Source organism: Verrucosispora sp. WMMA2121, from assembly GCF_027460185.1.
Taxonomy (GTDB): domain Bacteria; phylum Actinomycetota; class Actinomycetes; order Mycobacteriales; family Micromonosporaceae; genus Micromonospora; species Micromonospora palythoicola.
Map to the genome: position 1 here is coordinate 308560 of NZ_JAPZBH010000004.1, position 24334 is coordinate 332893.

Consider the following 24334-nt stretch of genomic DNA (forward strand, 5'->3'; position numbering starts at 1 on the left):
GGCGCCATGTGCGACCTCCTGGTGATCGGCGGCCTCGGCGTCGACGTGCGGGTGCGGGTGCCCCGGCTGCCGCTGCCGGTGGTCGACTCCGTCACCGTCGGCCCGATCGAGCTGCGGGTCGGCAACACCGGAGCCGGGGTGGTGCTCGCCGCACACGCGCTGGGGCTACGGGTGACGGTGGTCGACACGGTGGGCGTGGACCCGGCCGGTGCCGTCGTGCGGGCCGCGCTGGCCGGCACCGGCGTGCGGACGGTCCTGGCGGACGACCCGGCGGGTACCCGGCGGTCGGTGAACCTGGTCGACCCCGACGGGCGGCGGATGTCGCTGTACGACCCCCGGGACTCGGACGGTCCACCCCCGTTCACGGCGGCCCGGGTGGCGGAGCTGATCCAGGACGCCACCCACGTCCATCTGTCGATCATGGGATGGGTGCGGGAACTGCTGCCCGACCTCGGTGGCCTGCTCAGCGAGGGGGTGGGCAGCTCGACCGACCTGCACGACTGGGACGGGCACAATCCGTACCACCCGCCCTTCGCCGACGTCGCCGAACTGGTGCTGGTCAGCGGTGCGGCGCTCGACGACCGGGCGGCGGCCGTGGCCGGCACGCTGGCGCCGCGCCCGGTGCTGGTGACCCGGGGCGCCGACGGCGCCGACCTGCACCTGGGCGGCGACGTGCGGCGGATCCCGGCGGCCGTGCCGCCCGGCCCGGTGATCGACACCAACGGCGCCGGGGACGCCTTCGCGGCGGGGATCATCGCGGCCCGGTCGCGCGGCGCGACCTGGGCGGAGGCGGCCGGGTACGCGTCCCGGGTCGCCGCCGCGGCCTGCACCCACGACGGCATGGAGTACCCACCGGGCCTGCTGCCCCGCGACTGACCGACGGGTACCCGTCCGAACCGGGCTGCCGGCCCGGGGACCACCGGACCGAGCCGGGACATCGTGCTTCGCCCTGCGGGTCGGCGACGGTCGGGGCAGGATGGGCGCATGGCATCCACGGTTGAGATCCCGCTGGTGGGCGGCACGGCCGACGGTGAGCACGTCACCGTCGAGCTGGACCCGAACGGCCGGCCCCCACTGACCCACCACCACCTGGGGCCGCAAGGGCTGGCGGCAGCGGAGATCTACGAGTTGGAGTCCGTCGACACCGACCGGCAGCAGTGGCGCTACTGCTGGCGGGGACCGGCGGTCTGACCCCGACCCCCGTGCCGGTCAGGCGCCGACCTCGACCAGCGACCGGTTGCGCAGGCTCTCCAGCACCGCCCGGGTGACCTGGGAGGTGCCCCTGGCCTCGTCGCACACCCGCGCCACCCGCTGGGCGGTGACCTCGGCCCGCTGCTCGCGTTCGTCCCACAACTGGTCCACCTCGGCCAGCAGCGGGCCCTCCACCTCGCGTTCCACGCCACGCAACGCCGGCACCCCGAGTCGCTGCGCGAGGTCGAAGACCTTGCCGGCGTACGGCAGGGGCAGGAACGGGGTGCCCATCATCGCCGCGAAGATCAGGAAGTGCAGGCGCATACCGACCGCGAGGTCGAAGTGCTTCATCAGCCCGAGGATCTGCTGCGGTGAGTAGGTGCCGTGCAGGATGCGCCCCCGCTCGGCGGCGATCATGTGCGACAGCACGCCGTGCGAGTGCCGGATGTCGTCGCGTTCCATCGGCACGAACAGCACGTGCGCGTCGATCCGGTGCACCAGGAAGTCACCGATCTGGGCCAGCAGCCGGTGGTATCCGTCCACGTCCAGCCGTTCCGCCGCCCGGCCCGGTTCCCGCACGCTCATCCCGACCAGCCGTTTGCCGGCCGGCACACCCTCCTCGCGGAGGAACTGCGCGGGGAAGTCCTCCGGTTCCAGCAGGAACGCCGGATCGCCGGTGACGGTGATCGGGTTCAGCAGGCCGGCCTCCTCCAGCACCATCCGTGACTCCTGGTCGCGTACGGTCACCTGGACCGCGCCGGCCAGCGTCTCCCGGACCATGCCGGTGTCCACCATCTCGTTGAGCGGCCCGACGCCGACGGCGTACGTCAGCAGCGGCAGACCCCGCTCCTGCGCCACCCGGACCACCCGTAGGTAGCGGCGTGCCTCCTTGTCGTAGAGGATGCCGCCGCCGCCCAGGATGAGCAGGTCGAGCTGGGACAGCACGAGGGCCGAGTCGGTGCGGCTGACCCCCTCCCACGGCACCGCCTCCACGTCCGGGTGGGCGACGGCGGTGTGCGCCGGATTCCGTGAGAACACGATGATCCGCGCGTGCGGCTCCTGCTGACGCAGATCGGTCAGCAGACCGGTGAGGATCGCCTCGTCGCCCAGGTTGCGCCCACCGTACGAGCCGAGCACGCCGATGGTCAGTCCGGCACGCGTCATCCGTCGCTCCTCCCCAGGTGCGTCCGTTCGAGGTTTCCCGCTGCGCCGGTGAACAGTCCTCGCGGTCTGCTCGGCGGCGGTTGACGAATGGGTGCGGCCGGCACCCTGGCCGACCGGACAGACTGCGGCATTCCACGCGGGGCCGCTGTCGACAAGCCGACTACCCCGGCAACGGCCGGCTGCGGCGCGCGTCAGGCGGTCACAGATTAGCTCGATGGGGTGACAGAGCGTGGTTGACCCTGGTTGGCGGCTTTGCGAGGGTGTCGACCGGATCCCGCACCCCGAGCGGCTGATCCACGCGGCGGCCGGGGCACGACTGGGGCTGCACCCTGCCCGCCGCCACAGCCCCCGCAGCCCCGAGCGGAGAACTCGATGTCGTCAGGTAGCACCCTGCCCCGCACCGGACTCGACGTGGTCACCATCGGCGGCACCGCTGGTGTCGGCGTCGTGCAACTGTCGTTGCCGCTCGTCATCGCCGCTGTCGGTGTGCTGATGGTGGTCACCGGTGCCTGCATGATCCGGTTGACGTTCCGACGCGGACGGCCGATCGACGGATGAGCGCGCGCATCGGACCCCGACGGGTGCTGCTCGCGGCGGCGGTCGTGCTGGCCGCCGCGGCAGTGTGGGCGATACACCACGTGTTCGCGGTCTCGGGCGCTCTCGACGGCGCCGGGCACCGCTTCACCTACGTGTACGCGGGCTTGTTCCTGTTGCTGTTGTGGCAGATCGGCGGCGCCTACCTGGAGCGGCCGGCGACGGCGACCGGCCAGGCCCGCGAGTATCTCGACGGGTTGCGGGTGGTGGCGATCGTCCCCGTCTACAACGAGGACCCGGCGGCGCTGCGTGCCTGCCTCGAATCCATGGTCAGGCAGACCCGCACCCCTGACGTCATCTACGTCGTGGACGACGGTTCGACCGACACCGGCGGCTACGACACCGTGCGGCGGTGGTTCATGGCCACCGCCCCCAGGCACGGCATCGCGGTGTCGTGGCATGTCCAGGCCAACGCCGGCAAGCGGCACGCGCAGGCCGTGGCGGTACGCACCACCGGCGACGCGGACATCTACTGGACGGTCGACTCGGACACGGTCTCCGATCCGCGGGCGCTCGACGAGTTGCTGCTGCCATTCGCTGATCCTCGTGTGCAGTCGGTGGCCGGCGTGGTGATGGCCGCGAACGTGGGGTCGTCGTTTCTCGCCCGGATCACCGACCTGTGGTTCGTCACGGGTCAGCTCACCGACCGGTCGTCGTTGTCGGTGTTCGGAGCGGTGTGGGTGAACTCCGGCCCGATCGCCGCCTATCGGGCTGACGTCGTCCGGGACAACCTTGACGGCTACCTGACGGAACGGTTCTTCGGCCGGAACGTGGCCTTCTCGGACGACTCCCTGTTGACGTTGTACGCGATGGTCAGGGGGCGCACCGTGCAGCAGCCGACCGCGTTCGCGTTCGCGTTGATGCCGGACCGGTTCGGCCACCTGTGCCGCATGTACCTGCGGTGGATGCGGGGCAGTTTCATCCGCTCCTGGTGGCGGGTGCGGTACCTGCCGCTGCGGTCGTACGCCTGGTGGGCACATCTGCTGCGCTGGGCGTCGATGGTGGTCGCCACGGTGGTGTTCGTGACCGTCGTGTTCGTGTCCCCGGTGGTCGAACCGACGCTCACGGCACTGCCGTGGCTGTTGTCGGTGACCTTCATCGTCGGGTGGGCGCAGACGTTGCGCTATCTGACGGTCCGCCGGTCTGACGAATCGACCGGCCGCCGGGTGTGGACGTGGCTGCTGGCGCCGGTGGCGGTGGTGTTCGCGGCGGTGGTGTTGCGAGTGATCCGCTGGTACGGGGCGGCAACGTGCTGGCGGACCGGTTGGGGCACCCGGCAGCAGGTGGAGGTCGTGCTGGCGCGCTGACCGCCGTACGCGGGCCGGCGGTCGGCAACCTCACCCCTGCCGACCGCCGGCCCGCACGGCTTACGCCCGGCAGTCCTGGCGGACCCTTCGACGAGGGAAACGCCTTGCCCGCTCGGGTGCCCGCCGGGCAGCGTGAAGGCCATGCGCACGCAGACGAGGAATCGGTTGCGGTGGGCCCAGTTGCCCCCCGATGTCCGATCCGCCGTGGAGGAGATCCTCGGCGACCGGGTGGTCGAAGCGGTGTCGCAGCCCGGCGGATACTCCCCCGGCACCGCCGACCGGGTACGCACCGCCAACGGTCGGCGCGCCTTCGTCAAGGCGGCAAGCCCGGCGCAGAACCCGGACACCCCCGACATGCACCGGGCCGAGGCGCGGATCACCGCCAGGCTGCCCGAGTACGCCCCGACGCCCCGGTTACTCGGCTGTCACGACGACGGCCACTGGGTGGCCCTGGTACTCACCGACGTCGACGGGCGCCACCCGGTCACCCCGTGGCGCACCGACGAACTCGACGCGGTGCTGGACGCCCTGCACCGGATGGCGACGGCACTCACGCCCAGCCCGGTGACGGAAGTACCGGTGATCGCCGAGCGGCTGGCCGACGAGTTCGCCGGCTGGCGGCGGATCGTCGACGACCCGCCACCGGAGATGAACCCGTGGGCCCGGGCCCATCTCGACGAACTCCGCTCCTGGGCGGACCGTGGCCTCGCGTCGCTGACCGGCGACACCCTGTGCCACGTGGATCTCCGCGCGGACAACCTGCTCGTCGACCGGACCGGCCGCGTCACCGTGGTCGACTGGCCCTGGGCGGCCCGCGGCCCGGCCTGGTTGGACACCGCGATGCTGCTGCTCGACGTACGCCTGCAGGGTGGGCACGACACCGAGGCCCTGCTGCGCCGCCTGCCGCTGACCGCCGCAGCCGACCCTGACGCGGTGACCGGCCTCTACGCCGGCCTGGCCGGCTTCTTCACCGACCGGGCCCGCCTGCCCCCGCCGCCGGGCATCCCCACCCTCCGGGAGTTCCAGCACGCACAGGCCGAGGCCCTGCTCACCTGGCTGGCCGAGCGCGCCGACACCTGACGTCGGCCCCGCCGGACCCGCGCCCCGCCCGATCTTCGAGGCAGCAACATCCCCGAAACTGCCGCCTCCAGCGAAAGTGACACCGCAACATCCCTGATGTTGCTGCCGCGTGTCGCGGTGACCCCACACCCGCCAGCGGGGGTGGCGGGGTCGGGGGTGTCAGGTGGGTGGGGTGGAGACGTGGGTGAGGAAGGGGAGAACCGCCGTGGGCAGGGCGGGTGAGTCGACGATGTCGTAGTGGGTGAGTCCGGGCAGGACGGCCAGTCGAGCGGCCGGTCGGTCGGTGCCGTCCCACCCGGCGTCCCGGTGCCCGCCGCCGAGCAGGCCGAAGAACTCCACCATGTGTGCCGGGCGGACCGAGTCGGCGTCGGCGAAGACGAGCATCGTCGGGGTGGTGATCGAGGCGACCTCCGGGGACCAGTCGTAGTCACGACGCAGCAGCTCAGCGGTCCTGGTCCAGAGCAGTGGCCAGTCCTGGGGCCGGGGTGCCACGCGACGGTAGAGCTGCTCGGGCGGGGTGCCGCGCATCCGCTCGGCGGCCGCCTCGTCGGGCTCGGGCATGCCGGCGAGCACCTCGGGAAACCAGCCCTGCCGCCGGCACGGCGCGGAGACCACCACCAGACGACGGAGCAACTGCCGGTGCTGCACCGCCATCCGCAGCCCGACCCCACCGCCGAGGGAGAAGCCGAGCACCTCGGCCTCGGCCAGGCCGAGGTGCACGATCAGCGCCGCCACGTCGTCGGCCATCGACTCGTACCGCAGTGGGCGTCCGGTGTCCGGGGTGCGGCCGTGCCCGGGAAGATCGACGCTGACCACCAGGCGACGCCGCGCCAGCGCCGGCCGGATCGCGGCGAAGGTCTCCACCGTGCCGAACCCGCCGTGCAGCAGCACCAGCGGTCGACCGGCACCCTGCGTCTCGTACCAGAGTCGGACGCCGTCGAGCCGCGCGTAGCCCATCTGACTCCTTCCACGTCCGGGTCGGGACCGACCACGCCGCGTCGAATCCCGTCCGAGCGGACCAGGGCCGAGTGGGTCGACGCCGATACGATCGGTGGGACTCGATCCTCTCGGTAGGTGCCCACCCGGACGAGGTGAGCTGCGGTGGCCGTCGTCGTCGACCTGCTCAACGTCACGATCATCCTGCACGGGCTGCTGAAGGTGACCGCGATCACGAATGCGATCCGCTGGATCAGCGAACGGGGCCGGGACTACCGGCTCGCGTACGACCGGATGCCGCCCGCCGACGACGCGGCCAAGCTTCGCCTGCTGGACGAGTGCGGCGGCACCTTCTTCCCGTTCGGCGCCAAAGATCACCGGATCCGGCGACGGTACCTGCGGTGGCAGCGACGATCCCGGCCGTGGCGGGCGGCGGCCGTCGCGCTGCGGCTCTGGGCCACGGTCTGCTTCACCGCGCCCGGACTGGTCGCGTTGACCGTCCTCAGCACCGCCGGGCCCGCCTTCCTCCTCCCCCGGCCGCCGGGCGCCCGCTGGCTCACTCTCGCCGCCGCACTCGTCGCCGCCGCCATCGTCATCGCGATGTTCTTCGAGGCCCTGACCTGGTATCTGACCGTACGCGGCTACGCCCGCCGGTTCCTCACCACGGGCTTTCACCGGACCCGGGTCGACTCGACCGGGGAGAACCTCGCGGAGTTGCGCGTCTACATCTACCTCGCCGCCTCGATGGTGCTGGCCAACTCCATGCTCTGCCTGACGGCAGCGGTCTCCTTCGGCTCCTTCCGATACCTCGACGGCAGCGCGGTCGGCTACGGTCCCAGCGCCGTCGCCGCGGCCTGCCTGCACACCGCGTCGAGCATGTCCTTCCTGGGCGAGTCGCCCTTCACCACGCACAATTCGGTGGGCAGCCTGATCGGCGTGCTCGACCTCGGGTCGGGCGTGATGCTGATCCTGTTCGGGCTGACGCTGCTGCCCGCGATCCTCAACCTGAGCGGACGAACCGAGTAGAGGGTGTGGTGGGCGCGGCAGGTTTCGCACCTGCGACCGAGCGTGTGCGACGCTCTCGTCACCGAGTCAGTCACCCGGCACTCGATTCTGGTTGCTCCGGGGCCAGCGAGCCCTAGCAGCACGTACGGCTTGAGCGCGCTCGACGAGTTGAGCCGCCAACGCCTCCGCTCGCTCCGGAGACAGTGCCAACCACCCGTGAGGCGCGTCATCGCCTGGACCAGGCAGATCGCGTGTCAGAGTCTCGGGCGGCAGCTCGACGTCCAACCGAACGAAGAAGCCTGTGATGTTGCCGAAGTCGACATGCGCTTCGAGGTATCGCTCATCGTCAAGAGGCACGCCGGCATCGTCGTTGATGACGCACAGGTTGGGAATCACGTTGAGGAGGGCTTGAGGCCGGACTCGGTGGATCTCTGTCAGACGCAGTCCCATAGGAAGCGGCCTTCGCGGAGGTCCGGAGAGAGGAAGCCGTATCCGGTCCCTCCGCCGAAGTTGAGGGCGTAGTGTCATCCGGTCCGTGGCCTTCTCCGCCGTCGAGCTGGAAGTGGAACCGCCAGTCGGCCGGTATCCCCTGGAGGTCGACCTGCCACAGGTGGACCTTGCCCCCGACGTAGCTGTAGGGCGGGAGGGCGCTGTCGTCTGCATCGGCAGCGTCTGGAATGTCCAGCGATACGCCGGTGCGTTCGGCCTCCTGGGCTGCGATCTCCGCGTCCAGGGTTGCCTCGGCGGCCGGATCCGGTGGGACCAGATCCACGGCGAGTTCGACGCCGACGCGCTCGTCCCATGTCATGCCCCGTCGCCACAGGGATGGACCGGTGGCCGTGCCGATCGTGACGATGAAGGGTGGGATGCGTCCGGCGGGCTGAACCAGGAGTGCGTTCTCGCCGGCCTCGGCGTCGAAGGTCTCGGTGGTGCCCTGAGGATCGTCGGTGACGAACAGGTAGGCGAGACTCGTCGGTTCACCGGGGACGGGGATCTGGCCGACGAACATCATCGGTATGCCCAGGCTGCGGGACAACGGCCAGGTGGGCGGCCCGAGCCAGACGGGTTGGCCGCCCAGCTTCGCACGCGGAACGTCGATGGCTGCTGCTGCTGGTCTGAGCCGCATCTGTAGCCGGGGAAGTAGCCAGGCATCGTGAGGGCCGTCGCAGTGCTCCTGAATGGCGACGGGGATCGACGGCAATCCACTCATCAGGCGAGGCTACCGGGGTCGGACGGGCCTACTACCCAGGCCGTCTCCTCCGGGCTGGTTCCTCAGCACCAACTCGGCGTGCTGGTGGTGCGTGGTGGGCGCGGCAGGTTTCGAACCTGCGACCCCTCGCTTGTAAGGCGAGTGCTCTCCCACTGAGCTACGCGCCCGGGACGCCGTACGGCGGACCGGCGGTTGGCAAGCTTACCCTGCCAGCCGCCGGCCCGGACGGACGCCTCGCACCCGACGGGTCGGGTCAGGCCACGGCCTCCGCCAGGGCCTTGCGCCAGCCTTGCTGATCGCGGGCCTCGCCGGGCGGGTTCATCTCGGCGAAGCGGACCACGCCGGCCCGGTCGATGACGAAGGTGCCGCGGTTGGCGATGCCGGCGACGTCGTTGAAGACGCCGTACGCCTGGGCGACCGCGCCGTGCGGCCAGAAGTCCGACAGCAGCGGGAACTCGTAGCCCTCCCGCTCCGCCCAGATCTTGTGGGCGTACACCGAGTCGACGCTGACGGTCAGCACCTGGATCTCGTCGTTGACATACTCGTCGAGGTTGTCCCGCACCTCGGTCAGCTCACCCTGGCACACGCCGGTGAACGCCAGCGGGTAGAAGACCAGCAGGACGGTGCGTCGGCCGCGGAAGTCGGAGAGCCGGACCTGCTGGTTGTTCTGGTCCTTCAACACGAAGTCGGGCGCCTCGACGCCAACCTCGATGGGCATGCGAACTCCTCGGGTGGATTCGGAACGGCCTCGGTCGCTCGCCGTGGGTCGGGTTACTTCTTGCCCTTGGCGCCGCGACGCAGCACGAGTCGGGCACCGCTCCAGTCCTTGCCGGCGTTGACCGTGGAGGTCTGCTGGAGGCCGGCGGTGGGTGCGGACTCGGCGATCTCGCTCGGCTCGACGTGGCCCTCGCGGCCGGCCTTGGGCGTCAGCAGCCACACGACCCCGTTGTCGGCCAGCGGGCCGAGGGCGTCGACGAGCAACTCGAAAAGATCACCGTCGCCGTCCCGGTACCAGACCAGCACCGCGTCGACGACCTCGTCGGTGTCCTCGTCGACCAGATCTCCACAACGGTCGGTCAGGGCGTCCCGGAGATCGGAGTCGACGTCGTCGTCGTAGCCCATCTCCATGACGACCATCCCCGGCTCGATGCCGAACCGGTCCGCCAGGCTGCGTACCCCGTCAGCAGCCTGACCAGCGGTCGCGCTCACTGTCGCGTGCCTCCTCATCTCGTCCGAGCCGGCGTCTGCTCGACGCCGTCAGGCAAAGTCCACACAGTTGTGCCCTCCTGCGCAAGTGGCGCACCGGGTGGAACGAAATTTACCGTGCCAGCAGCGTACGGGCACCCTGGGTGATGGCCTCCTCGGACACCAGGACCTGGCGGGCGGCCGGACCCAGGGGCACAAAAGAGTCAACCGCCGCCACCCGGCGTGCCGCCCCGACATATCCGGCGTCCACCAACGCGGCGATCACTCCCTCGCCCACCCCACCGGACCGGCGGGTCTCGTCCACCACCAGCACCCGACCGGTCGCGGCGGCCTCTCGGATGAGGTCGGCCACCGGCAGCGGCGCGAGCCAGCGCAGATCCACGACCCGGGTACCGATGCCCTCGTCGGCCAGCACCGAGGCGGCCCGCAGGGCCATCCGTACGCCGTTGCCGAAGGTGATGATCGTGACGTCCTCGGCCGAACCGACGCCGTACACCCGGGCCCGCCCCACCGGGACGTGACCACCGGCCCAGGCGGCCGGCTCGGCGTAGGGGGCGAGCCACTCGCCGTCACCGTCGGTGTAGAGATCGCGGGTGTGGTAGAGCGCGATCGGCTCCAGGAACACGCAGACGCTGCCGTCCACCGCCGCGCTGGCCAGGCAGGTCCGCAGCATCGCCGCCGCGTCGTCCGGCCGGGCCGGCACGGCGATCACCAGGCCCGGCACGTCCCGCAGTACGGCCACCGAGTTGTCGTTGTGGAAGTGCCCGCCGAACCCCTCCTGGTACGCCAGCCCGGCCACCCGCACCACCATCGGGTTGCGCCACGCCCCCTGTGAGAAGAACCGCATGGTGGCCGCCTCGCCCCGCAGCTGGTCCTCGGCGTTGTGCAGATACGCCAGGTACTGGATCTCCGGCACCGGCAGCATGCCGGCCAGGCCCGCGCCGAGACCGAGGCCGAGGATCGAGGTCTCGTCGAGCAGCGTGTCGAACACCCGGGCGGCACCGAACCGGTCACGCAGCCCCTTGGTCACCCCGTAGACCCCGCCCTTGGCGGCGACGTCCTCGCCGAAGACCGCCATCTGCGGGTGGTTGAGCAGCCCGTCGGTGAGCGCCGCGTTGAGGCTCTGTGCGAGGGTGAGCGGCCCGGCGAGTTCCGGCGGCTTGCCGCCGAACGCCTCGGCCCGCGCCCCGGCGTCCGGGCCGGCGGCGCGGGCACCCGCGTCCGCGACCGCCAGGGCCACCCGGACCGGGCGGCGCGGTGCCAGTGGGGCGATCACCTCGGCGGCGTCGGCCAGCTTCGGTTCGTCGAGCACCTCCTCGGCGATCCGGCGGACCTGCCAGCCGATCTCGTCGTAGCGGTCCAGCAGTTCCGCTCCGCTGGCCAGTCCGGCGTCGACCAGCCGCCGCGCGGTGGCGACCACCGGGTCCCGGGCCACGTCGGCGGCGATCTCCGCGGCGGGGCGGTACGCGCTCTCGGCGTCCGCACCGGCGTGGCCCATCAGCCGGACCGTGGTCAGGTGCAGCACGGCCGGGCGTCGGTGCCGGCGTACCCAGGCCGCCGCCTCGACCGCCACCTCGTAGGTGCCGACCAGGTCGGTGCCGTCGGCGGCGAAGTACCGGATGCCGGGTTTGGACCGCAGGGCCGTCGCCACCCATCCCTGCGGCGACCGGACGCTGATGCCCAGCCCGTTGTCCTCGCAGATGAAGAGCACCGGGATGCGCAACCCGGTGTGGTCGTACCAGCCGGCGGTGTTGAACGCGGCCGTGGCGCTGGCGTGGTTGATCGAGGCGTCGCCGAACGAACAGACCACGATGGCGTCGGCCGCCCAGGGCGTCGGTTCGGGCTCCGCACCGGTTCGGTTCGCTTCCCCCCGGGCGTCGAGCCGGCGCAGTCGCTCGACCGCGAGACCCATCCCGACCGCGCGGGGCAGGTGCGAGGCGATGGTGGAGGTCGTCGGGACCACCGCGAGATCGGCCCGGCCGAACACCTTGTGCCGGCCACCGGCGATCGGTTCCTGGCTGGAGGCCACCATGCCGCGCAGGACGTCCCGGGCCGCCTCGGCGTACGCCCGGGGCACCGGCCGCTTGACCACCGCCATCCGGACGCTGCCGGGTCCGACGCCGTCGCCCGGCCCGGAGACCGCCATGGTCAGGGTGGCGGGCCTGGGGTCGGCCAGTGGCACTGCCGCCGGTCGGTCTGCGGCCCCGGCTGCCTTTCCCACCGGGTCGACGGCGGGGGCGTCGGCGGCCGCGTCCGTCCGGTCGTTCGCCGCGTCGGACCCGTCGTCGGCCGCGCCCGCACCGCCCGGCGGGTTGGTTCCCGCCGCGTCGGGCCGGTCACCGGGTGCGCTCGCACCGCTCGGCGGGTCGGTTTCCGCCGTGACCGGACCGCTCGCCGGCTGGTCCGGCGCACCGGCGATCTGTCGTTCGCCGGTCTCCGCCCGGTCCGGGAGGGCGGACTGCCGGCCGGAGGCGTCGACCTCGACGGGCTGGCCAGCCTCCGCCGTCTCCGTGGCCGGACCGTCGCCGGCGATCGCCACGGCCGGCGACAGTGTCGGCGGCACGACCGGCGCGGGAGGCACAGCCGGTGTGGGCGGCGTGGACGGGTCGGCCTGGGCGGCGCGGACGCAGTAGAAGGCGCCGGAGCGGTAGTGCAGCAGGGCCGGATCCGTGGGCCGCAGGGCCGCCGCCACCGCGGCGTTGCCCTCGTGACCGGCGGAGCCGATGGTGTAGTAGCCCTCGCCGAAGCTGCGCAGCCAGCGGGCGGCCAGGTCGAGTTGCCGGCTGGTGACCTGGGCGTCGAAGAGGTCCAGGAGTTGGGTACCGGTCAGCGCGCTGCCCTCGGCCACCGGGCGCGTCGGGTCGCCACGATGCGGCGGTGTGGCGAGGGCGGCCAGGCTCTCCCGGAACCGGTCATCGAGATCCTGCGGGGTGGTCACGTCCGACAGCATTACCGACCGGGGCACGCATCGCACAGTCGAGTGCGTTTCACGCCCGCCCGGTCGGGCCACAGTCCTCGGGACAGCCGCCGTCGGAGACCTTCCACACCAGCTCACGCAGCGCGGCGAGTTCCTCGTCGTCGAGCGCGGTCAGCAGCCGCGAGTCGGAGAGCACGAGATGGACCCGATCACGCATCCGCCGCCCGGCGTCGGTCACCACGAGCGTCTTCTGCCGCCGATCGGTCGGGTCGACCCGGCGCTCGACCAGCCCGGCCTGCTCCAGCTTGTCGACCAGGGCGGTGACGTTGGACCGGTCGCAGCGCAGCTGCTCGGCCAGGTCGCGGGCGGGCAGCGGACGGTCCGGGTCGAGTTGGTACAGGGCGCGGGCCACGGCCGGGGTCAGGCCCAGCGCGGCGATGTCGAGATCCTGGTGGTGCCGCAGGGCGGCGGCGACGTGCATGATCCGGCGTACCGCGTCACCGGCCAGCCCGGCGCGGTCGACCGGTTCCCGGCCGACCGGGGCGATGATCGGCCGTGACATGGTCACATCCTAGGTCGGCGGACCCCCGCCGACCTCGTCCGATCGGTGTCGGCGGCCGGAAGGTTCGCCGGATCTGCCGCGCTCGGCCCTTGTTCGGGCAATAGCGGCGGGAAAGGGTTCTTTCTTTCACCCCCGATTCATCGACGGAAGCGAGTCTCCCCGTGGACCACGTACCGACCTGGGGAGGCAAATCGTGTCGTTGTCCCGACGTTCCATCCTGCTCTCCGGCCTGGCGGCGGGCGCGGCCGGTGCCACCGGAATCGCCGGTGGCGCGCTGCCCGCGAGCGCGGCGCCGGCTCCGTCCCGGCCGCCCGGGAGAGCCCTGGCCTACCCGTTCACGCTCGGTGTCGCCTCCGGCGACCCGGACCACGAGGGCTTCGTGCTCTGGACCCGGCTGGCGCCGCAGCCGCTGGCCGAGGACGGTCTCGGCGGCATGCCCGACCGCATGGTGCCGGTCTTCTGGGAACTCGCGGCCGACGAGCGGTTCCGGCACGTCGTGCGGCGGGGAGTCGTCGACGCGCACGCGGCGAGCGCGCACAGCGTGCACGTCGAACTCACCGGCCTGCTGCCCGGCCGGGAGTACTTCTACCGGTTCCGGGTGCAGCGGCACCTGTCGCCGGTCGGGCGGACCCGCACCGCACCCGCACCGTGGAGCCTGCCCGCGACGCTCGCCATGGCCTTCGCCTCCTGCTCGCAGTACGAGCACGGGTACTTCACCGCGTACCGGCGGCTGGCCGAGACCGAACCGGAACTCGTCCTGCACCTGGGCGACTACCAGTACGAGTACGCCCGGGACACCTACACCGCACCCGGTGGGAACCCGCGCGACCACGAGGGTCCGGAGACCCGCACGCTCGCCAACTACCGGCAGCGGCACGCCCAGTACAAGACCGACCCGGACCTTCAGGCCGCCCACGCCGTCGCGCCGTGGGCGGTGGTCTTCGACGACCACGAGGTGGAGAACAACTGGGCCGACGACGTGCCGGAGGCACCCGACCCGGACTTCCCGGCCCGGCGGGCGGCCGCCTTCCGCGCGTACTACGAGAACATGCCGCTACGCCGCACCTCGCTGCCGCGCGGCGTCGACATGCAGCTCTACCGGCGGCTGCACTGGGGCCGGCTGGCCACCTTCCACCTGCTCGACACCCGGCAGTACCGCGACGACCAGGCCTGCGGTGACGGCTACCAGTCGTGCCCGGAGGCGGCCGAGCCGAGCCGCTCCATCCTCGGCGAGCGGCAGGAGGCGTGGCTGCTGGACGGGTTCCGCCGCTCCTCGGCCCGCTGGGACCTCCTCGCCCAGCAGGTCTTCTTCGCCCAGCGGGACCGCGACTCCGGACCACTCACGGTGACCAGCATGGACGCCTGGGACGGTTACCTCGCCTCGCGGGACCGGATCACCCGGGGGTGGCTGGCGGCCGGGGTACGCAACCCGGTCGTGCTCACCGGCGACGTGCACGCGCACTGGGCCAGCGACCTGAAGCTCGACTACGCCGATCCGACCTCACGCACCGTCGGCAGCGAGCTGGTGTGCTCCTCGATCACCTCGGGTGGCGACGGGGCGGACTCGGCGACCGGGACGCACCCGTGGCTGGCCTGGAATCCGCACCTGCGCTTCCACAACAACCTGCGGGGTTACGTCCGGACCACGCTGACCGGGGAACAGCTCACCGCCGACTTCGACGTGCTGCCGTTCGTGAGCAGCCCGGGTGCCCCCGCCCGGACCCGCGCCCGGTTCGTCATCGAGGACCGTGTCCCGGGGCTGCACCTGACCCGGGACGACCCGCCGGCCGCCGCGCGGGCCGCCGGTGCGGACGTCGACGCCGGGCAACGCACCGTGGAGACCGAGACCGTTCGGCCCTGACCGGCCGCTCGGCCGGGAACGCCGCAGCTTCCGCGACCGCGCCGTCTGCCCCGGGGGGCGACGGCGCGGTCCTGCCCGGGACACCGCGGGTGGCGTCAGCCGGAGAGAAAGGAGAACCGGACCTGCCGGGTGGGGTTGTCACCGTTGGTGTCGACCAGGCAGATCGACTGCCAGGTACCCAGGGCCAGCCGCCCACCGAGCACCGGCAGCGTCGCGTACGGGGCGACGAAGGCGGGCAGCACGTGATCGCGACCGTGTCCCGGTGAGCCGTGCCGGTGCCGCCACCGCTCGTCGGTCGGCAGCACGGCGTCCAGCGCGGTGAGCAGGTCGTCGTCCGAGCCTGCCCCGGTCTCGATGATGGCCACGCCGGCGGTGGCGTGCGGCACGAAGACGTGCAGCAGCCCGTCGCCGCAGCCGGCGACGAACTGCTCGGCCTCGGCGGTGATGTCCCGGACGGTCGGCCGGGAACCGGTCCGGACGGTGATCAGTTCGCTGCGCACACCCGCATTCTTCCGCACCGGGCGACGGCCCGCCGCGACCGCCGGGGGACGGCAAAGTTACTGGTTGGTACCTGTGTCGAGCGTCGCCCTTAGGCCGGGTGGACGTGACGGCGAGTGCCACGACGGGGCAGGATGGCGCTAGAGACCTATCCCACACACAACCGAGGGAACGCCTGTGGCTACGGAACGCAAGCGCCCGGTGATCACGGCCGGCCTGCCGAGCCAGCTTCCGGACATCGACCCCGAAGAAACCAGCGAGTGGGTCGAGTCGCTCGACGGTGTCATTGGCGACCGTGGCACCAAGCGAGCCCGCTACGTCATGTTGCGGCTGCTGGAGCGCGCCCGGGAGCGTCAGGTCGGCGTGCCGTCGCTGACCACCACCGACTACATCAACACCATTCCGCCGGAGCGTGAACCGTGGTTCCCCGGCGACGAGCACGTCGAGCGCCGGATCCGGGCGTACGTGCGGTGGAACGCGGCGATGCTGGTGCACCGCGCGCAGCGGCCGGAGATCGGCGTCGGTGGTCACATCTCGACCTACGCCAGCTCGGCCTCGCTGTACGAGGTCGGCTTCAACCACTTCTTCCGGGGCAAGGACCACCCTGGTGGCGGCGACCACATCTTCTACCAGGGGCACGCCTCCCCCGGCATGTACGCGCGGGCGTACCTGGAGGGCCGGCTCAGCGAGAACCAGCTCGACGGCTTCCGGCAGGAGCTGTCCCACCCCGGCGGCGGCCTCCCCTCGTACCCGCACCCCCGGCTGATGCCGGACTTCTGGGAGTTCCCCACGGTCTCCATGGGTCTGGGCGGTCTGAACGCCATCTACCAGGCCCGGTTCAACCGGTACCTGCACCACCGGGGCATCAAGGACACCTCCGACCAGCACGTCTGGGCCTTCCTCGGCGACGGCGAGATGGACGAGCCGGAGACGCTGGGCGCGATCGGGGTGGCCGCCCGCGAGGAGCTGGACAACCTCACCTTCGTCATCAACTGCAACCTGCAGCGGCTGGACGGGCCGGTACGCGGCAACGGCAAGGTCATGCAGGAGCTGGAGGCGTTCTTCCGGGGCGCCGGCTGGAACGTCATCAAGGTGGTCTGGGGGCGGGAGTGGGACCCGCTGCTCGCCGCCGACACCGACGGCGCGCTGGTCAACCTGATGAACACCACGCCCGACGGTGACTACCAGACCTACAAGGCGGAGTCCGGCGCGTACGTACGGGAGCACTTCTTCGGCCGTGACCCGCGCACCCGCAAGATGGTCGAGGGGCTGACCGACGACGAGATCTGGAACCTCAAGCGGGGCGGCCACGACTACCGCAAGCTGTACGCGGCGTACAAGGCGGCGACCGAGCACACCGGCCAGCCGACCGTGATCCTGGCCAAGACGATCAAGGGCTGGACGCTCGGCTCGCACTTCGAGGGCCGCAACGCCACGCACCAGATGAAGAAGCTGACGCTGGAGGACCTGAAGACCTTCCGCGACCGGCTCTACCTCGACATCCCCGATTCGGCGCTGGAGGAGAACCCCTACCTGCCGCCGTACCTGCGGCCGGACGAGAAGTCCGACGAGATGCAGTACCTGCACGAGCGGCGCAAGCAGCTCGGCGGTTACCTGCCCACCCGGCGGACCAGCGCCAAGAAGCTGGCCATCCCCGGCGCGGAGCGCTTCGCCGACGTCAAGCGCGGTTCGGGCAAGCAGAAGGTGGCCACCACGATGGCCTTCGTCCGCCTGCTCAAGGACCTGATGAAGGACAAGGAGTTCGGCCGGCGCTGGGTGCCGATCATCCCCGACGAGGCACGCACCTTCGGCCTGGACTCCATCTTCCCGACCGCCAAGATCTACTCGCCGCACGGCCAGCGGTACACCTCGGTGGACCGGGAGCTGTTCCTGTCGTACAAGGAGTCGACCGCCGGGCAGATTCTGCACGAGGGGATCAACGAGGCCGGTTCGGTCGCCTCGTTCACCGCGGCCGGCACGTCGTACGCCACCCACGACGAGCCGATGATCCCGATGTACATCTTCTACTCGATGTTCGGGTTCCAGCGCACCGGCGACGGCTTCTGGGCCGCCGCGGACCAGATGACCCGGGGCTTCGTGCTCGGCGCCACCGCCGGACGCACCACGCTCAACGGTGAGGGCCTCCAGCACGAGGACGGGCATTCCCTGCTGCTGGCCGCCACCAACCCGGCGGTCGTCGCGTACGACCCGGCGTTCGCGTTCGAGATCGCGCACATCATGGAGAACGGCCTGCACCGGATGTACGGCGAGGAGCAGGAGAACGTCTTCTACTACCTCACCGTCTACAACGAGCCGATCCACCAGCCGGCGGAGCCCGACGGCGTGGACGTCGAGGGCATCGTCAAGGGCATCCACCGCTACTCCCCCGCTCCGTCGCTGGACGGGGACGCCCCCCGGGCGAACCTGCTGGCCTCCGGCACCGGCATGCAGTGGGCGCTCAAGGCACAGCAGTTGCTGGCGCAGGACTGGGGGGTGGCCGCCGACGTCTGGTCGGTGACCTCCTGGACGGAGCTGCGCCGGGACGCCGTGGAGTGCGAGGAGTACAACCTCCTGCACCCGGGCGCCGAGCAGCGGGTGCCGTACATCCAGCGCAAGCTGGCCGACGCCGACGGCCCGAAGGTCGCCGTCAGCGACTGGATGCGCGCGGTGCCGGACCTGATCTCCCGCTGGGTGCCGGGTGACTGGACCTCGCTGGGCACCGACGGGTTCGGGTTGTCCGACACCCGGCACGCGCTGCGGCGGCACTTCCACGTCGACGCCGAGTCGGTCGCGGTCGCGACGTTGCGGCAGCTCGCGCTGCGCGGGGCGGTGCCGGCCCACGTGCCGGCCGAGGCGGCCAAGAAGTACGCCATCGACGACGTCAACGCCGCCCCGGTCGGTGAGACCGGCGGCGACAGCTGAACCAGGGGAAGGTCTCCCATCGAGGGGCCCGGCACGGTGTCACGCCGCGCCGGGCCCTTCCGCATGCGCCGCCGGAGCCCGGCGCGGTGGGCCCCGCGCCGCGGCGGTGCGCAGATATGACCCATCCGGTATCGATGAGCATCTGTTTCGTGTAACACAACGCATCCACAATTGCCGATAGGTGTTTCAGCGGTACCCGGGGACACCAGGCCGGCCGGTGGACCTACCCCCGTCGCGCCCGTCCACCGCCGGCCGGGACGTCACCGCCGCCTCGGCGCGCGACGGGAGGGAGCGTTCATGCGAATCGTCCGGATCGGCCTCACCCTGGCCGTCGGCGCCCTGGTGGTGTCGATGCTCCCGGCAGGCTCGCCCTCGGTGGCACACGACCCGGCCACCCCGGCCGGACGCGCGTCGGCCCAGGAGTTCATGGCCCAGCGCGAACCCACTCAGCAACTCGTCGCGGCCGCCGCCGCGACCTGCACCAACGGCCAGGCGTCGGGCTACCCCTGCCGCAACGTGGACCTGCTGTCGTTCCTGCCGCTGTCCAGCATCGGCGGCAGCCAGGCCAACGACATCTGGGGCTGGACCGATCCGCAGACCGGCAAGGAGTACGCGCTCGTCGGCCGGCGCAACGGCACCTCGTTCGTGGACGTGTCCAACCCGACCGCTCCGGTCTACCTGGGCAACCTGCCCGCGTACCAGAACCGCACCGCGATCTGGCGGGACATCAAGGTCTACCGGGACCACGCGTACGTGGTGGCGGACGTCTCCGGGCACGGCATGCAGGTGTTCGACCTGACCCGGCTCCGCGGCGTCACCGCGCCGCAGACCTGGACGGCCAACACGCACTACAGCCGGTTCGGCAACTCGCACAACATCGCCATCAACGAGCAGACCGGGTACGCGTACGCGGTCGGCACCAACACGTGCAGCGGCGGCCTGCACATGATCGACATCCGTACCCCGAAGTCCCCGGGGTACGCCGGCTGTGTCAGCAACGACGGCTACACCCACGACACCCAGTGCGTCGTCTACCGGGGTCCGGACACCACCTACACCGGGCGGGAGATCTGCGTCAGCTCGAACGAGGACACGGTGACCGTGGTCGACGTGACCACCAAGTCGGCGCCCCGGCAGCTGTCCCGCATCGGCTACAGCGGGCGGGCGTACACCCACCAGGGCTGGTTCACCGACAACCAGCGGTACTTCCTGCTGGACGACGAGCTGGACGAGACCCGGCGCGGGGTGCGGACGCAGACCTACATCTGGGATCTGGCCGACCTCGACGCACCTCGGCACATCGGCACCTACAGCGCCCCGTCCGGGGTGCAGGCCACCGATCACAACCAGTACGTCAAGGGCAGCTACAGCTACCAGGCCAACTACCGCGCCGGGTTGCGCATCCTGGACCTGCGTAACGTGGCCAGCGGTCAGGCCACCGAGGCCGGGTACTTCGACATCTACCCGTCCAGCAACAGCGCCTCGATGAACGGGGCGTGGAGCACCTATCCGTACTACCCGAGCGGCATCGTGGTGGTCAGCGGCATCGAGCAGGGGCTGTTCGTCCTCCAGCCCCGCTTGTCATGACCAGCATCGACCATCGGCCGGCGACGGCCGCCGGCCAGGTCGAGGGGGCGTCCCACCCGGGGCGCCCCCGCCCCGACCTGTCGCCGGCGGCACCGGCGGGCGGCACGGCGTGGCGGTACGCCGCCGCCGCGCTGGTGCTCGGCCTGACCCTGGCCGTCGGCTTCTTCGCCGGTCGCGCCGGCACGCCGGCCTCCGCGCCGGCGCCCCGGGCCGCGTCCACCGCGCACCTCGGCCACGGCCCGGGCGGACTGGAGGTGTCCCGCGACGGCTGGACGCTGGCCCTGGACACCCCGAGCCTGGCCGCCGGCCGGCCGGGCGAACTGGCCTTCCGGATCACCGACGCGGCCGGCGCGGCGCTCACCACGTTCCAGGAGAACCACGAGCGCCGGATGCACCTGATCCTGGTCGGTCGGGACCTCTCCGGCTACCAGCACGTGCATCCGGAGATGTCGGCCGACGGCACCTGGCGGGTCACGGTCACGCCGGCCGGGCCCGGCCCGCTGCGGGCCATCGCGGACTTCTGGCCGCAGGGTGCGCCCGCGGGCGTCACGCTCGGCGTCGACGTGCCGGTCCCCGGGCGGTACGCCGCCGGCCCGCTGGCACCACCGGAGGAGACGATCCTGGTGGACGGCTACACGGTCACCCTCGACGGTGGATTACGGGCGGGCGAGTCCAACCAGGTGCTCGTCTGGCTCGGCCACGACGGGCGGCCGGTCGACGACCTGCAACGGCACCTGGGCGCGTACGGGCACCTGGTGGCGCTGCGCCAGGGCGACCTGGCGTACCTGCACGTGCACCCGGCGGCGGCCAGCCAGCCCAGTTCCGTGGTGGCGTTCGGTGTCACCGTGCCGTCGGCCGGCACCTACCGGCTGTTCTTCGAGTTCCGGCACCTCGACGAGGTACGCGTCGCCGCGTTCACCGTGGTCGTGTGAGTCGACCCCACGCCGGGACTCCGACGAGCGGTGGCGGCCCGGGTGCCTCTGGAGGGGGCACCGGGGCCGCCACCTTCGCGGGTGACGCCGGGACGCGGCCCGTCAGCCGACGGCGGCCAGGTCGGTCAGCCGGGCCAGCGAGTCCTCCAGGTCGGCGCCGACCCGACGCAGGCCGAGCCGGAGCAGGGCGGCCTTGACCGGGCCGGCCGGCCAGCGCACGACGATGAGCCGTACCACCGTGCCACCCTCCTGTTCGTCGGGTGTGAGCTGGACGTATATCTCGGTGCGCGCCTCCGCTCGGGCACCGGCGCCCTTGGCGCGTTCGCGCCAGCCGATCAGGGTCGGCTCCTGATAGGCGATCACTTCAGCCTCATGCGCGGCTCCGCGTCCGGCCTGGACCAGCTGCCGCCGACCGAAGCCCTCCCCCGAGAGGACCTCGGCCGCACGGACCCCGGCCAGCCAGGCCGGCAACTGCTCGGCCCGCTGCACCACGTCCCAGACCGCTTCCACCGGCGCCGCCACGTGCGCGCTGCGTTCCACGAGGATCATTTCCGTCTTCCTCCAGTGAGGACATCCCACGATATTCGGCACTCTATGCGCAAAAACGGACGTATATGGACGGGTTCGTAAAAGACACGCCGAAAGGTATTGCCCCTGGCCGCTCGGCGGCCTATGGCGCACGGTCCCGCCGCCCCCTAGAGTTCCGAGCACGTTTCGCGTTTATCGGAGGGCGTATGTCGACCGCACCGATACCCGAGTTCCCCACCGGCTTCCGTTGGGGTGTCTCCACGTCCGCGTACCAGATCGAGGGCGCCGCCGGCACCGACGGACGGGGACCGTCCATCTGGGACACCTTCGCCCACACGCCCGGCCGGATCCTCGACGGCAGCACCGGCGACGTGGCCTGCGACCACTACCACCGGTACGCCGAGGACGTCGCCCTGATGGCCGGGCTGGGCGTCGGCGCGTACCGCTTCTCGGTCGCCTGGCCCCGGGTGCTGCCCGGCGGCACCGGTGCGGTCAACCCCGCGGGGCTGGATTTCTACGAGCGGCTGGTCGACGACCTGCTCGCGCACGGCATCGATCCGGTCGCCACCCTCTTCCACTGGGACCTGCCCCAGCCGCTGGAGGACGCCGGGGGCTGGCTGAACCGGGACACCGCGCACCGCTTCGCCGAGTACGCCGACCTGGTGGCCGCCCGCCTCGGCGACCGGGTGCGGCTCTGGATCACCCTCAACGAACCGTTCATCCACATGAGCCTCGGGCACGCCACCGGTGTCCACGCCCCCGGTCGGATGCTGCTCTTCGACGCCTTCCCGGTCGCCCACCACCAGCTGCTCGGCCACGGCCTCGCGGTCGCCGCGCTGCGCGCCCGCAGCACCAGCCCGGTGGCCATCGCCAACAACTACTCCCCGGTGCGCGTCGTCGGCGCCGACCCGACCGACGCCGCCGCGGCGGCGACCTACGACGCCCTGCACAACCACCTCTTCACCGACCCGCTGCTCGGTCGCGGGTACCCGGGGCAGCTGGGCTTCGACACCGCCGTGGTCCGCGACGGCGACCTGGAGGTGATCGCCGCGCCGATCGACGTGCTCGGCGTCAACTACTACAACCCCACCGCGGTACGCGCCCCCGAGGAGGGCTCGCCGTTGCCCTTCGAGCTGGTGCCGCTCACCGGCTATCCGCGTACCGCATTCGACTGGCCGGTGGTCCCGGACGGACTGCGCGAGCTGCTCGGCGGGCTGCGGGACCGCTACGGCGCGGCGCTGCCGCCGATCCAGGTCACCGAGAGCGGCTGCGCCTACGACGACGCGCCCGACGCCGACGGGCAGGTGGCCGACCCGGACCGGATCGCCTACCTGGACGGTCACCTGCGGGCCGTCCGCGCCGCCATCGACGACGGGGTCGACGTGACCGGCTACTTCGTCTGGTCGCTGCTGGACAACTGGGAGTGGGCCGAGGGCTTCACCAAGCGATTCGGCCTGGTGCACGTGGACTTCGAGACCGGGCGGCGCACGCCCAAGTCGTCGTACGCCTGGCTGCGTGAGGTGATCGCGGCCAACCGGCGGGAGTCCCGGTGACCACCGTCGACCCCACCCCGGCCTCGCTGCCGGCCGCGCTCGCCGAGCCGACCGTGCCGGTCCGGCGCGGATGGGTCGCGCTGCTGTTCGCCGCCAACCTCGGCGTCTGGATGGCCTTCTTCACCCCGATCCAGGTGCTGCTGCCGCAGCAGATCGGGCGGATCGCACCGACGGACAAGGAGACCATGCTGGCCGTGGTCACCGGGTTCGGCGCCCTCGCGGCGGTGCTCGCCAACCCGCTCGCCGGCGCCCTGTCGGACCGCACCTGCCTGCGCCTGGGCCGGTGGGAGTTCGGCCGCCGGCACGTCTGGACCCTCGGCGGCGCGGTGCTCGGCGCGCTGGCCCTGGTGCTGCTCGCCCAGGCGCGTACCGTCCTCGCGGTGACCGTCGGCTGGGTGGCCGCGCAGGTCTGCTTCAACGCGATGCTGGCCAGCCTGACCGCCGCGGTGCCGGACCGCGTTCCGGTCGCCCAGCGGGGTGGCGTCTCCGGCTGGGTCGGCATCCCGCAGGCGCTGGGGCTGGTCCTCGGCGTCGTGCTGGTCACCGTCCTGGTCACCGGCAACACCGCCGGTTACCTGGCCGTGGCCGCCGCCGTCCTGCTGCTCGCCCTGCCGTTCGCCCTGCGCACGGTCGACGATCCGCTGCCCCGCACCCACCGGCCGGCGCTGCGCGGCCTGCTCGCCGGGATGTGGGTCTCACCGCGCCGGTACCCGGACTTCGGCTGGGCCTGGATCACCCGGTTCCTGGTCCAGCTGGGCAACGCCTTCGGCACGCTCTACCTGCTCTACTTCCTCACCGACGAGGTCCGCGTCGCCGACCCCGAGGGCGGGCTGCTGGTGCTGATCCTGCTCTACACCGCCGGGTTGATGGCCACCACGGTCATCGCCGGCCGGCTCTCGGACCGCTCCGGCCGGCGGAAGGTGTTCGTGATCGCCGCGGGCGTGGTGATGGCGGTGGCCGCGCTGCTGCTGGCCGCCGCGCCCACCTGGCCGGTGGCGGTGGTCGCCGCGCTGGTCCTCGGCGCCGGCTACGGGGTGTACCTGTCGGTCGACGCCGCGCTGATCACCCAGGTGCTGCCGAGAGCCACCGACCGGGCCAAGGACCTCGGTGTGATCAACATTGCCAACTCGGCACCGCAGGTGCTCGGTCCGGCAGTCTCCGCCCCGATCGTGGTGCACCTGGGCGGATACCCGGCGCTGTACGCGACCACCGCGGCGGTGACCCTGCTCGGTAGCGTCCTGGTCCTGAAGATCCGCTCGGTGCCCTGAGGCACACCCCTTG

Annotated in this window: 21 protein-coding genes and 1 tRNA gene; 12 read left to right on the forward strand and 10 right to left on the reverse strand. The window is 71.8% G+C overall.

Annotated features, from left to right (window positions below; all coding sequences use genetic code 11):
• Window positions 1-6 precede the first annotated feature (6 nt).
• Window positions 7-876: a carbohydrate kinase family protein gene (locus O7605_RS02015; protein WP_269737632.1), complete on the forward strand. Its 870-nt coding sequence runs from the start codon at window positions 7-9 to the stop codon at window positions 874-876.
• 108 nt (window positions 877-984) lie between these two features.
• Window positions 985-1191 (forward strand): hypothetical protein, encoded by a 207-nt coding sequence (locus O7605_RS02020; protein WP_093401294.1) that lies wholly within the window; start codon window positions 985-987, stop codon window positions 1189-1191.
• Between the two features lie 18 nt (window positions 1192-1209).
• On the opposite strand, the gene O7605_RS02025 is transcribed toward O7605_RS02020, so the two are convergent.
• Window positions 1210-2355: a polysaccharide pyruvyl transferase family protein gene (locus tag O7605_RS02025; RefSeq protein WP_269737633.1), complete on the reverse strand. Its 1146-nt coding sequence runs from the start codon at window positions 2353-2355 to the stop codon at window positions 1210-1212.
• Between the two features lie 372 nt (window positions 2356-2727).
• On the opposite strand from O7605_RS02025, the gene O7605_RS02030 reads away from it, so the two are divergent.
• The 3 genes from O7605_RS02030 to O7605_RS02040 all read left to right on the forward strand — a co-directional run bounded on the left by O7605_RS02030 (window position 2728) and on the right by O7605_RS02040 (window position 5336).
• Window positions 2728-2913: a hypothetical protein gene (locus tag O7605_RS02030; RefSeq protein ID WP_269737634.1), complete on the forward strand. Its 186-nt coding sequence runs from the start codon at window positions 2728-2730 to the stop codon at window positions 2911-2913.
• On the forward strand, window positions 2910-4256 hold the full coding sequence (locus tag O7605_RS02035) for a glycosyltransferase (RefSeq protein WP_269737635.1): 1347 nt from the start codon (window positions 2910-2912) through the stop codon (window positions 4254-4256). The genes O7605_RS02030 and O7605_RS02035 overlap by 4 nt, the downstream gene beginning before the upstream one ends.
• Before the next feature lie 141 nt (window positions 4257-4397).
• Window positions 4398-5336: a phosphotransferase gene (locus tag O7605_RS02040; RefSeq protein ID WP_269737636.1), complete on the forward strand. Its 939-nt coding sequence runs from the start codon at window positions 4398-4400 to the stop codon at window positions 5334-5336.
• 159 nt (window positions 5337-5495) lie between these two features.
• On the opposite strand, the gene O7605_RS02045 is transcribed toward O7605_RS02040, so the two are convergent.
• Window positions 5496-6293 (reverse strand): alpha/beta fold hydrolase, encoded by a 798-nt coding sequence (locus O7605_RS02045; RefSeq protein ID WP_269737637.1) that lies wholly within the window; start codon window positions 6291-6293, stop codon window positions 5496-5498.
• 144 nt (window positions 6294-6437) lie between these two features.
• On the opposite strand from O7605_RS02045, the gene O7605_RS02050 reads away from it, so the two are divergent.
• On the forward strand, window positions 6438-7298 hold the full coding sequence (locus tag O7605_RS02050; RefSeq protein WP_269737638.1) for a hypothetical protein: 861 nt from the start codon (window positions 6438-6440) through the stop codon (window positions 7296-7298).
• A 325-nt stretch (window positions 7299-7623) separates the two neighbouring features.
• On the opposite strand, the gene O7605_RS02055 is transcribed toward O7605_RS02050, so the two are convergent.
• The 6 genes from O7605_RS02055 to O7605_RS02080 all read right to left on the reverse strand — a co-directional run bounded on the left by O7605_RS02055 (window position 7624) and on the right by O7605_RS02080 (window position 13172).
• Entirely contained in the window at window positions 7624-8487 is an 864-nt protein-coding gene (locus tag O7605_RS02055) for a hypothetical protein (RefSeq protein WP_269737639.1), read from the reverse strand.
• A 92-nt stretch (window positions 8488-8579) separates the two neighbouring features.
• A tRNA-Val gene (locus O7605_RS02060) sits at window positions 8580-8654 on the reverse strand.
• A gap of 86 nt (window positions 8655-8740) precedes the next feature.
• On the reverse strand, window positions 8741-9205 hold the full coding sequence (locus O7605_RS02065; protein ID WP_269737640.1) for a peroxiredoxin: 465 nt from the start codon (window positions 9203-9205) through the stop codon (window positions 8741-8743).
• Window positions 9206-9258: 53 nt separating this feature from the next.
• On the reverse strand, window positions 9259-9696 hold the full coding sequence (locus O7605_RS02070; RefSeq protein WP_164449321.1) for a DUF3052 domain-containing protein: 438 nt from the start codon (window positions 9694-9696) through the stop codon (window positions 9259-9261).
• Window positions 9697-9805: 109 nt separating this feature from the next.
• Window positions 9806-12643 carry a thiamine pyrophosphate-dependent enzyme gene (locus tag O7605_RS02075; protein ID WP_269738677.1) on the reverse strand — a complete coding sequence of 946 codons (2838 nt, stop codon included), beginning with the start codon at window positions 12641-12643 and terminating at the stop codon, window positions 9806-9808.
• A 37-nt stretch (window positions 12644-12680) separates the two neighbouring features.
• The gene (locus O7605_RS02080; RefSeq protein ID WP_269737641.1) at window positions 12681-13172 is read right to left on the reverse strand and encodes a MarR family winged helix-turn-helix transcriptional regulator; all 492 of its coding nucleotides are present in this window, start codon (window positions 13170-13172) and stop codon (window positions 12681-12683) included.
• Between the two features lie 193 nt (window positions 13173-13365).
• Here O7605_RS02080 and O7605_RS02085 point away from each other — a divergent pair, with 193 nt between their 5' ends.
• Window positions 13366-15033 (forward strand): alkaline phosphatase D family protein, encoded by a 1668-nt coding sequence (locus O7605_RS02085; RefSeq protein ID WP_269737642.1) that lies wholly within the window; start codon window positions 13366-13368, stop codon window positions 15031-15033.
• A gap of 95 nt (window positions 15034-15128) precedes the next feature.
• Here O7605_RS02085 and O7605_RS02090 read toward each other — a convergent pair whose 3' ends face one another.
• Window positions 15129-15533 (reverse strand): YjbQ family protein, encoded by a 405-nt coding sequence (locus tag O7605_RS02090; protein WP_269737643.1) that lies wholly within the window; start codon window positions 15531-15533, stop codon window positions 15129-15131.
• Between the two features lie 175 nt (window positions 15534-15708).
• Between O7605_RS02090 and aceE the strand changes: the two genes are divergently transcribed.
• The 3 genes from aceE to O7605_RS02105 all read left to right on the forward strand — a co-directional run bounded on the left by aceE (window position 15709) and on the right by O7605_RS02105 (window position 20972).
• On the forward strand, window positions 15709-18453 hold the full coding sequence (gene aceE, locus O7605_RS02095) for a pyruvate dehydrogenase (acetyl-transferring), homodimeric type (protein WP_332317106.1): 2745 nt from the start codon (window positions 15709-15711) through the stop codon (window positions 18451-18453).
• A gap of 297 nt (window positions 18454-18750) precedes the next feature.
• Window positions 18751-20040 carry a choice-of-anchor B family protein gene (locus O7605_RS02100; RefSeq protein ID WP_269737644.1) on the forward strand — a complete coding sequence of 430 codons (1290 nt, stop codon included), beginning with the start codon at window positions 18751-18753 and terminating at the stop codon, window positions 20038-20040.
• Entirely contained in the window at window positions 20037-20972 is a 936-nt protein-coding gene (locus O7605_RS02105) for a hypothetical protein (RefSeq protein ID WP_269737645.1), read from the forward strand. The genes O7605_RS02100 and O7605_RS02105 overlap by 4 nt, the downstream gene beginning before the upstream one ends.
• A 102-nt stretch (window positions 20973-21074) precedes the next feature.
• Here the strand turns inward: O7605_RS02105 and O7605_RS02110 are convergent, their stop codons facing one another.
• Window positions 21075-21521 (reverse strand): SRPBCC family protein, encoded by a 447-nt coding sequence (locus O7605_RS02110; protein ID WP_093401307.1) that lies wholly within the window; start codon window positions 21519-21521, stop codon window positions 21075-21077.
• A gap of 185 nt (window positions 21522-21706) precedes the next feature.
• Between O7605_RS02110 and O7605_RS02115 the strand changes: the two genes are divergently transcribed.
• Both O7605_RS02115 and O7605_RS02120 read left to right on the forward strand, forming a co-directional pair.
• Entirely contained in the window at window positions 21707-23053 is a 1347-nt protein-coding gene (locus O7605_RS02115; protein WP_269737646.1) for a GH1 family beta-glucosidase, read from the forward strand.
• Window positions 23050-24321: an MFS transporter gene (locus O7605_RS02120; RefSeq protein ID WP_269737647.1), complete on the forward strand. Its 1272-nt coding sequence runs from the start codon at window positions 23050-23052 to the stop codon at window positions 24319-24321. The genes O7605_RS02115 and O7605_RS02120 overlap by 4 nt, the downstream gene beginning before the upstream one ends.
• Window positions 24322-24334 lie beyond the last annotated feature (13 nt).

Bases quoted from the DNA above. Each gene is read 5' to 3' on its own strand.
- O7605_RS02015 (WP_269737632.1), top strand. From the start codon at position 7: ATGTGCGACCTCCTGGTGATCGGCGGCCTCGGCGTCGACGTGCGGGTG.
- O7605_RS02020 (WP_093401294.1), top strand. From the start codon at position 985: ATGGCATCCACGGTTGAGATCCCGCTGGTGGGCGGCACGGCCGACGGT.
- O7605_RS02025 (WP_269737633.1), bottom strand. From the start codon at position 2,355: ATGACGCGTGCCGGACTGACCATCGGCGTGCTCGGCTCGTACGGTGGG.
- O7605_RS02030 (WP_269737634.1), top strand. From the start codon at position 2,728: ATGTCGTCAGGTAGCACCCTGCCCCGCACCGGACTCGACGTGGTCACC.
- O7605_RS02035 (WP_269737635.1), top strand. From the start codon at position 2,910: ATGAGCGCGCGCATCGGACCCCGACGGGTGCTGCTCGCGGCGGCGGTC.
- O7605_RS02040 (WP_269737636.1), top strand. From the start codon at position 4,398: ATGCGCACGCAGACGAGGAATCGGTTGCGGTGGGCCCAGTTGCCCCCC.
- O7605_RS02045 (WP_269737637.1), bottom strand. From the start codon at position 6,293: ATGGGCTACGCGCGGCTCGACGGCGTCCGACTCTGGTACGAGACGCAG.
- O7605_RS02055 (WP_269737639.1), bottom strand. From the start codon at position 8,487: ATGAGTGGATTGCCGTCGATCCCCGTCGCCATTCAGGAGCACTGCGAC.
- O7605_RS02065 (WP_269737640.1), bottom strand. From the start codon at position 9,205: ATGCCCATCGAGGTTGGCGTCGAGGCGCCCGACTTCGTGTTGAAGGAC.
- O7605_RS02075 (WP_269738677.1), bottom strand. From the start codon at position 12,643: ATGCTGTCGGACGTGACCACCCCGCAGGATCTCGATGACCGGTTCCGG.
- O7605_RS02080 (WP_269737641.1), bottom strand. From the start codon at position 13,172: ATGTCACGGCCGATCATCGCCCCGGTCGGCCGGGAACCGGTCGACCGC.
- O7605_RS02100 (WP_269737644.1), top strand. From the start codon at position 18,751: ATGCGAATCGTCCGGATCGGCCTCACCCTGGCCGTCGGCGCCCTGGTG.
- O7605_RS02105 (WP_269737645.1), top strand. From the start codon at position 20,037: ATGACCAGCATCGACCATCGGCCGGCGACGGCCGCCGGCCAGGTCGAG.
- O7605_RS02110 (WP_093401307.1), bottom strand. From the start codon at position 21,521: ATGATCCTCGTGGAACGCAGCGCGCACGTGGCGGCGCCGGTGGAAGCG.
- O7605_RS02115 (WP_269737646.1), top strand. From the start codon at position 21,707: ATGTCGACCGCACCGATACCCGAGTTCCCCACCGGCTTCCGTTGGGGT.